Annotated in this window: 6 protein-coding genes; 5 read left to right on the top strand and 1 reads right to left on the bottom strand. The window is 72.1% G+C overall.

Annotated features, from left to right (window positions below; all coding sequences use genetic code 11):
• Nucleotides 1-2 precede the first annotated feature (2 nt).
• The 5 genes from proB (at nt 3) to ACRDP3_RS07290 (ending at nt 5,366) form a co-directional block, all read left to right on the top strand.
• Entirely contained in the window at nt 3-1,085 is a 1,083-nt protein-coding gene (gene proB, locus ACRDP3_RS07270; RefSeq protein ID WP_431516010.1) for a glutamate 5-kinase, read from the top strand.
• Between the two features lie 250 nt (nt 1,086-1,335).
• Nucleotides 1,336-1,752, top strand: a complete 417-nt coding sequence (locus ACRDP3_RS07275; RefSeq protein WP_431516011.1) for a hypothetical protein — start codon at nt 1,336-1,338, stop codon at nt 1,750-1,752.
• 107 nt (nt 1,753-1,859) lie between these two features.
• On the top strand, nt 1,860-3,149 hold the full coding sequence (locus tag ACRDP3_RS07280; protein ID WP_431516012.1) for a glutamate-5-semialdehyde dehydrogenase: 1,290 nt from the start codon (nt 1,860-1,862) through the stop codon (nt 3,147-3,149).
• 75 nt (nt 3,150-3,224) lie between these two features.
• The gene (locus ACRDP3_RS07285; protein ID WP_431516013.1) at nt 3,225-4,079 is read left to right on the top strand and encodes a hypothetical protein; all 855 of its coding nucleotides are present in this window, start codon (nt 3,225-3,227) and stop codon (nt 4,077-4,079) included.
• A 105-nt stretch (nt 4,080-4,184) separates the two neighbouring features.
• Nucleotides 4,185-5,366: a hypothetical protein gene (locus ACRDP3_RS07290; protein WP_431516014.1), complete on the top strand. Its 1,182-nt coding sequence runs from the start codon at nt 4,185-4,187 to the stop codon at nt 5,364-5,366.
• A 34-nt stretch (nt 5,367-5,400) separates the two neighbouring features.
• Here ACRDP3_RS07290 and ACRDP3_RS07295 read toward each other — a convergent pair whose 3' ends face one another.
• On the bottom strand, nt 5,401-6,519 hold the full coding sequence (locus ACRDP3_RS07295) for a M48 family metallopeptidase (RefSeq protein WP_431516015.1): 1,119 nt from the start codon (nt 6,517-6,519) through the stop codon (nt 5,401-5,403).
• Nucleotides 6,520-6,831 lie beyond the last annotated feature (312 nt).

A 6,831-nucleotide genomic window follows, 5' to 3' on the forward strand; every position in this document is an offset into this window, starting at 1 on the left:
TGGTGGTGAAGGTCGGCTCGTCGTCGCTGACGACGGCGGCCGGCGGCCTGGATCCCGACCGACTGGAGCGGCTGGTCGACGCGCTCGCGACCCGCCGCAGCGTCGGCGGCCAGCTCGTCCTGGTCTCCTCCGGAGCCATCGCCGCCGGGCTCGCGCCGCTCGGGCTGCCCGCCCGGCCCCGCGATCTCGCCACCCAGCAGGCCGCTGCCAGCGTCGGTCAGATGCTGCTGATCGAGCGGTACGCGGCGGCCTTCGGGCGCGCCGGGCTCACCGTCGGCCAGGTGCTCCTCACCGCCGACGACCTCGTCCGCCGCGCGCACTACCGCAACGCGTCACGGACGCTGGAGCGGCTGCTGTCCCTCGGCGTCGTCCCGGTGGTCAACGAGAACGACGCCGTCGCCACCGAGGAGATCCGCTTCGGCGACAACGACCGGCTCGCCGCGCTCGTCGCCCACCTCGTACGGGCGGACCTGCTGGTCCTGCTCTCCGACGTGGACGGCCTCTACGACGGGAATCCCGCCACCCCGGGCACCTCCCGGATCGCCGAGGTCACCGGCCCCAGGGAACTGGCCGGCATCGACATCGGCAGCGCGGGACGGGTCGGGCTCGGCACCGGCGGCATGGTGACGAAGGTGGAGGCCGCCCGTATCGCGGCCGCGGCCGGCGTGCCGGTCGTGCTCACCGCCGCCAGCCGCGCGGCCGAAGCGCTCGCCGGGGCCGCCATCGGCACCTACTTCCACCGGACGGGCCGCCGCGCCGCCGGCCGGCTGCTGTGGCTCGCGCACGCGTCCACGCCGAGGGGCGCGCTGACGCTGGACGACGGCGCGGTACGGGCGGTGGTCCAGCGGCGGTCCTCCCTGCTGGCCGCGGGCATCGCCAGGGTCGAGGGCGACTTCGCGGCCGGAGACCCGGTCGAGCTGCGCGACGAGCGGGGGCTCGCCGTCGCCAGGGGGCTCGTCAACTTCGACGCCAAGGAGATCCCGCAGCTGCTGGGGCGCTCGACGCCGGAGCTGGCGCGGGAACTGGGGCCCGCGTACGAGCGCGAGATCGTGCACCGGGACGATCTGGTGCTGCTGGACACGTGAGGCCCCGCTCCGGTGCGGGCCCCGCCCGCGGTGCGGCCAGGGACGTGTCACGGGCCGGTGATGCCCCGGACGGGGCAGGAAGCGTCACCGGGAGCGGCGAAAGACCAGCCTTTCCACGGACACCTTCCGGAAAAGGGCCACGCGGCTCCCCGGAGACTGGTCAACTTTGTCCTGGGGGTCGTGCGGCGGGGAGCGGCGCCCGGAGGACAGCAGCATCCAGCAGCACCGCACCCGGACGAGGAGGCCGCCCGTGAGACGACTCGCCAGCGTCGACACAGAGGACCGGGCCGAGCCACGTGCGGAAACGGGCGGGAACCGGCGTGAGCACTCCCGGCTCTGGCACATCACCCTGAGCGTCGCCGGAGTGGAGGCCCCGCTCAAGGAGATCCGGCGGGCGCTCGAACAGCTCGCCTACGACCACCCCTTCCTGCTGAACAGCCGGTACGCGAACGACCACGCCGAGATCCGCTACTGGGAAGAGGCGCGCGACCTGCACGACGCCGCCGCGGTGGCGCTGCGGCTGTGGGGCGAGCACCGGGCGTCGGCGAAGCTGCCGCCATGGGAGATCGTCGGCCTCGAGGTCATCGGCCGGGAGACTTACCACCAGCGCCTCGCCGAGGGGTACGGCCCGCCCGCCGCGGCATCGCTCGGCGTCCACCCCTTCTAGTGCAACCTCCCGATTCTTAGTGCAACCTCCTGGCGCAGCCGCCGCCGTCGTCCCGTACAGCGGGACGGCGCGACGGGGGCACCGCCGGCGTCGCTAAGCTCGGGAGCATGAGCGCTCCGCACAACCCGTCCGTCGCACCCGTCCCACCGGCCTCGCCCGTCACCGAGACCGCCCGCCGTGCGAAGGAGGCGGCGGCCGAACTCGCCCCGCTGCCCCGCACCGCGCGTGATGCGGCGCTGCTCGCCGTCGCGGACGCGCTCATCGCCCGTGCGGAGGAGATCGTCACCGCCAACGCCCTCGACATCGTCAAGGCCCGGACCGCCGGCACCCCGGAAGCGATCGTGGACCGGCTGACGCTGACGGCGGAGCGGATCGCCGCCATCGCCTCCGACGTGCGCGACGTGGTCGCGCTGCCCGACCCGGTCGGCGAGGTCGTGCGCGGCTCGACGCTGCCCAACGGACTCGAACTGCGCCAGGTCCGGGTCCCCCTCGGCGTCGTCGGCATCATCTACGAGGCCCGCCCCAACGTCACCGTCGACGCGGCCGCGCTGTGCCTGAAGTCCGGCAACGCGGTGCTGCTGCGCGGCTCCTCCTCCGCGTACGCCTCCAACAGCGCCCTTGTCGACGTGCTGCGCGACGCCGTGGCCGGCGCCGGTCTCCCGGCGGACGCGGTGCAGCTCGTGCCGGGCGAGAGCCGGGCCAGTGTGGAGGAGTTGATGCGGGCCCGCGGCCTGGTCGACGTGCTGATCCCGCGCGGCGGCGCCTCCCTCATCCGGTCCGTGGTCGAGGGGTCCACCGTTCCCGTCATCGAGACCGGGGTCGGCAACTGCCATGTGTACGTGGACGAACTGGCCGACCTGGACATGGCCCTCGACATCCTCGTCAACTCCAAGGCCCAGCGCCCCAGCGTCTGCAACGCCGCCGAGACGGTCCTCGTGCACGCCGGGATCGCCGACGCGTTCCTGCCGCGCGCCGTCGAGGCCCTGGCAGCGGCGGGCGTCACCGTGCACGGTGACCTGACGTGGCAGAAGGCGGGCGCGGACGTCGTGCCGGCCACCGAGGAGGACTGGGGCACCGAGTACCTGTCGTACGACATCGCCGCCGCCGTCGTCCCGTCCCTGGACGCCGCTGTCCGGCACATTCGCGAGTGGACCTCGGGGCACACCGAGGCGATCGTCACGCGTGACGCCGCCACCGCCCGCCGCTTCACGGCACTGGTCGACGCGACCGCCGTGATGGTCAACGCCTCCACGCGCTTCACGGACGGAAGTCAGTTCGGCTTCGGTGCCGAGATCGGCATCTCGACGCAGAAGCTGCACGCGCGCGGCCCCATGGGCCTGCCGGAACTGACCTCGACGAAGTACGTGGTCACCGGGGACGGTCACACGCGCGGGTGACGGCCCGTACCGTCGATTTGATGGAATCCGGCTTCTCCCTGCCCCTGTTGACCGCTTAGGTCTACGCTGAGCAACGTGCCGGACGACCTGCGGGGCCAGCCGTTCCCGGACGGTGAGGAGCCCGAGTACCGCCACCATGGAGCCGCGGACGATGAGTTCGCCTCCGTGGTATTCGATGAGGACTTCGTGCGGTCTGCCGCAGTCCATGAGCCCACCGCCGTCGAGCGCATATTGGCCGCCGCGCAGTCACACGCCGAGAGTGAGACTGCCCGCGGCTTCGAGGACGGCTACGGGTACGGGCCGGGTGGTGAGGGCGAGTTCGACCCCGAACTCGACCCTGACGTCGATGCCGACCTGGACATCGACATGGAGATGGACGTCGACATCGATGTCGACGACGATCCGGATGACGAAGGCCGGTTCGACCGCTCCGACTACTCGGAGTACGTGGAGCCGGCCGACGGCGACGAGACCGGGCACGACGGGCCGTACGGTCCCTTTGGCCCACACAGCCCGTACGGGCCGCACAGCCCGCACGCCGCGTACAGCTCCTCCGGCCCCTTCGGTGCCTTCGGCCACCACCGTCACCCCGGCCCCCGCTTCGACGTGGCCGAGGAGCACGGCTCCGACTACCGGCCCCCGTTCCGTACGCACCGCGCCGCCCCGCGCCCGTACGGCGGCGGCCACGTCCGCTGGCAGCGGCCCATCGCCTGGCTGCTGGCCGTGGTGATGGGCATCGGAATGCTCGCCCTCGCCCTCAGCGCCGTCTACCGCGGCACCTCCGGCCAGCGTCAGGACCCCGCTCCGCCGCCCGCGACCTCGGAAGCCGACTCCTCCGCGAGAGCGCACCACAGCGGCAGCGCGGTGTCGCCGTCGACGTCGCACGACGCCGCGGCCCCCGCTGTCGGAGCCCACCCGCGCGAGGGCTGAGCCGGATCCCTGGCCGGGCCCGGGACGTAACGCGCCTGAGTAACGTACCGAGTTGTTGCCGCACCGCAGCGTGTGCCCAGGCCGGTGCGGACCTACTCTTGTCCTATGGCCGGGCGAGGCAATCCCCCCGAGGGAACACCCGACGACACCCCCGGGGGCGACGACGAGCACCGCGAGGACTACCGTTCCGTCGTCTTCGACGAGTCCTTCATCAAGGCTGCGCAGCTCCAGGAGTACTCCGCGCGGGAGCGCATGGAGGACGAGGAGCACGCCGCCGTACGTCATCGCACCGCCTCGTCCGCCGCCGGAACGGACACAGAGGGCGAAGCGGGCATGGGCGGCCCGGGCCCGGACGAGCAGGGCGCCGTCACCGCGTCCCGGCAGGGCATCGTGCTGGTCCTGCTGATCGTCCTCGCCTTCGGCACCGCGATCTACATGGGCATCCGCAATCCCTATCCGACTCCCACGAACCCGCCCGCCGACCCGATGCGCACCACTTTGCTGCCACTGGCCCCACGCGACCAGGTGCCCGGTGCGACGCCCGGTGACCTCTACGAGCACAGCCAGGCCGCACAGTTCCGTACCGGCGCGGACGGCGTGACCCTGCCTCCCGTACGCCGTACCACGCACTTCTCCGAGAGCCAGGTGCTCTCCGCGCTGACGGTGGCCAAGGACTACATCGTGGAGAGCTCACTCGACCCCGGGGTGCTCACCGGGGACGCCATCCGGGGCGTACGGATCAAGATCGACCCGGCGCAGTACGCACAGTTCGACGAGAGCGTGGAGCACCCGCAGAACGACGGGCGGCACGCGGCGACCGGCTGGATGATCCGCTTCGACCCGGCGAAGACCGCGCTCGCCGACCACCGCGTGCGGGTGAACGGCACGCTGACGGTCCAGGAGTCGGGCTCCGACGCGCTGGAGGTCATGGCCGACCACGTGTTCGTCTACGCGGTCAAGGCGGCGGATGCCGGGCAGGGCGAGAAGGCTGCGGGACACGCCTCGCTGTTCACCGTGCGGCGTGAGGTGCGCTTCCACATCGACCGCGAGGACCTGCGCGCACAGCGACTGAGCGTGCAGCAGGTCTCGATGCGGGCCGGCCCGCTGCCCTGCTCCGCCGACCCGTCGGAGGCGCTGACGCCGCTGCTGGCGGGCGAGGAGGCCACGGACGACGGGCCGGCGGGCACCGACCCCTACGCACGGGGCCGGGCGGCGGCGTCGATGTGCGGGGTGCTGTCGACCAGCGCGCAGCCCAGCCCGGCCCATCCGGCCGCCCCGGCCGACTAGGGCGGTCCGGTCGGGCTAGGGCGGTCCGGTCCGGCTAGGACCGACCAGGACCGTCCGGTCCGCTCCCACCACCGTTGCCGTTTCCACTGCCACCGTCGTTGCCCGCGTTGCCGCTGTCCGAGCCGCCACGCCCCGTGAAGGTGTCGCGCAGCCTGCCGCCCAGATCGCCCGCGCCGCCCGCGATGTCGCGGACGAGACCCATCAGCGGGTCCTTGCTGTTCTTCATGGACTCCGTGTAGTGGTTCGCCGACTGCCGGAAGGAGTCCGCGACGGTGGTTTCCTTGTCGTCCTCGCGCCGCGGGTAGTGGCCGTCCATGATCCGCTGATAGTCGCGGCTGGCCGCCCACTTCTTCAGCTCGGCGGCGCGCACGGTGGTGAAGGGATGACTGCGTGGCAGGACGTTCATGATCTTGAGCACCGAGTCCCGCAGATCACCGCCCGCCTCGTACTCCTCAGCCTGGGCGAGGAAGGAGTCGACGTTCATCTCGTGCAGGTGGTTGCCGCCCGCCAGCTTCATCAGGCCGCGCATCGACGCCTGCAGGTCCTGGCCCACCAGCAGGCCGGCCCGGTCGGCCGACAGCTCCGACTTGCGGAACCACTCGCGCAGCGCGGTCACCAGCGCCATGATCGCGACGTTGCCCAGCGGGATCCAGGCGACCTTCAGCGCGAGGTTGGTGAGGAAGAGCAGGATCGTGCGGTAGACCGAGTGGCCGGACAGCGCGTGCCCCACCTCGTGGCCCACGACCGCCCGCATCTCCTCCTCGTCGAGCAGCTCGACGAGGCCCGTCGTGACGACGATGACCGGCTTGTCGAGGCCGATGCACATGGCGTTCGGCTGCGGGTCCTGGTTGACGTACATCGGCGGGACCTGCTCCAGGTCCAGTATGTAACAGGCGTCCCGCAGCATGGCGTTGAGGTGCGCGAACTGCTCGTCGTTGACGCGCACGGAGTTGGCGAGGAAGAGCAGCCGCAGGCTGCGCTCGGTCAGCAGTCCGCTCAGCGCCTTGAAGACCGCGTCGAAGCCGCTCAGCTTGCGCAGGGCCACGAGCGCCGAACGGTCCGCGGGGTGTTCGTAGGCCCGGGAGGAGATCCCCGGGAAGCGGCGCCGGTCGCGGCCCGGCAGCCGCTCCGTGCCACCTGTGCTGTCGTTCATCGCGCTCCCCCTGTCGCATCATCGCCGCTGTCGGCGTTGGGCTCAGCCTAGACGTTCGGACACGGGAGGCCCGGGGCCGAACGCGTCCGGTGCAGACTCCGGACATGGGGGAGACGTTCCGTGACCCCGCGAGGGTTGAGCGGCGCGGCGGGCGGTCCGGACAGACCTGCGGGGTGAAGCGCCGGCGGGCCCCGATTACGATGTGCCTGCACCACATCGAACTGTCCGGCCCACACGTGGATAGGTCCCGCCGACGATGACGCTTCCCAGCACCGCCCACCACGCCCTGACCACGCTGGCCGCCGAGGGCGG

The organism is Streptomyces sp. (assembly GCF_050698815.1).
GTDB lineage: Bacteria > Actinomycetota > Actinomycetes > Streptomycetales > Streptomycetaceae > Streptomyces.

Excerpts from the sequence above, each read along its gene's own strand:
- ACRDP3_RS07280 (WP_431516012.1), top strand. The coding sequence starts at position 1,860 with ATGAGCGCTCCGCACAACCCGTCCGTCGCACCCGTCCCACCGGCCTCG.
- ACRDP3_RS07290 (WP_431516014.1), top strand. The coding sequence starts at position 4,185 with ATGGCCGGGCGAGGCAATCCCCCCGAGGGAACACCCGACGACACCCCC.
- ACRDP3_RS07295 (WP_431516015.1), bottom strand. The coding sequence starts at position 6,519 with ATGAACGACAGCACAGGTGGCACGGAGCGGCTGCCGGGCCGCGACCGG.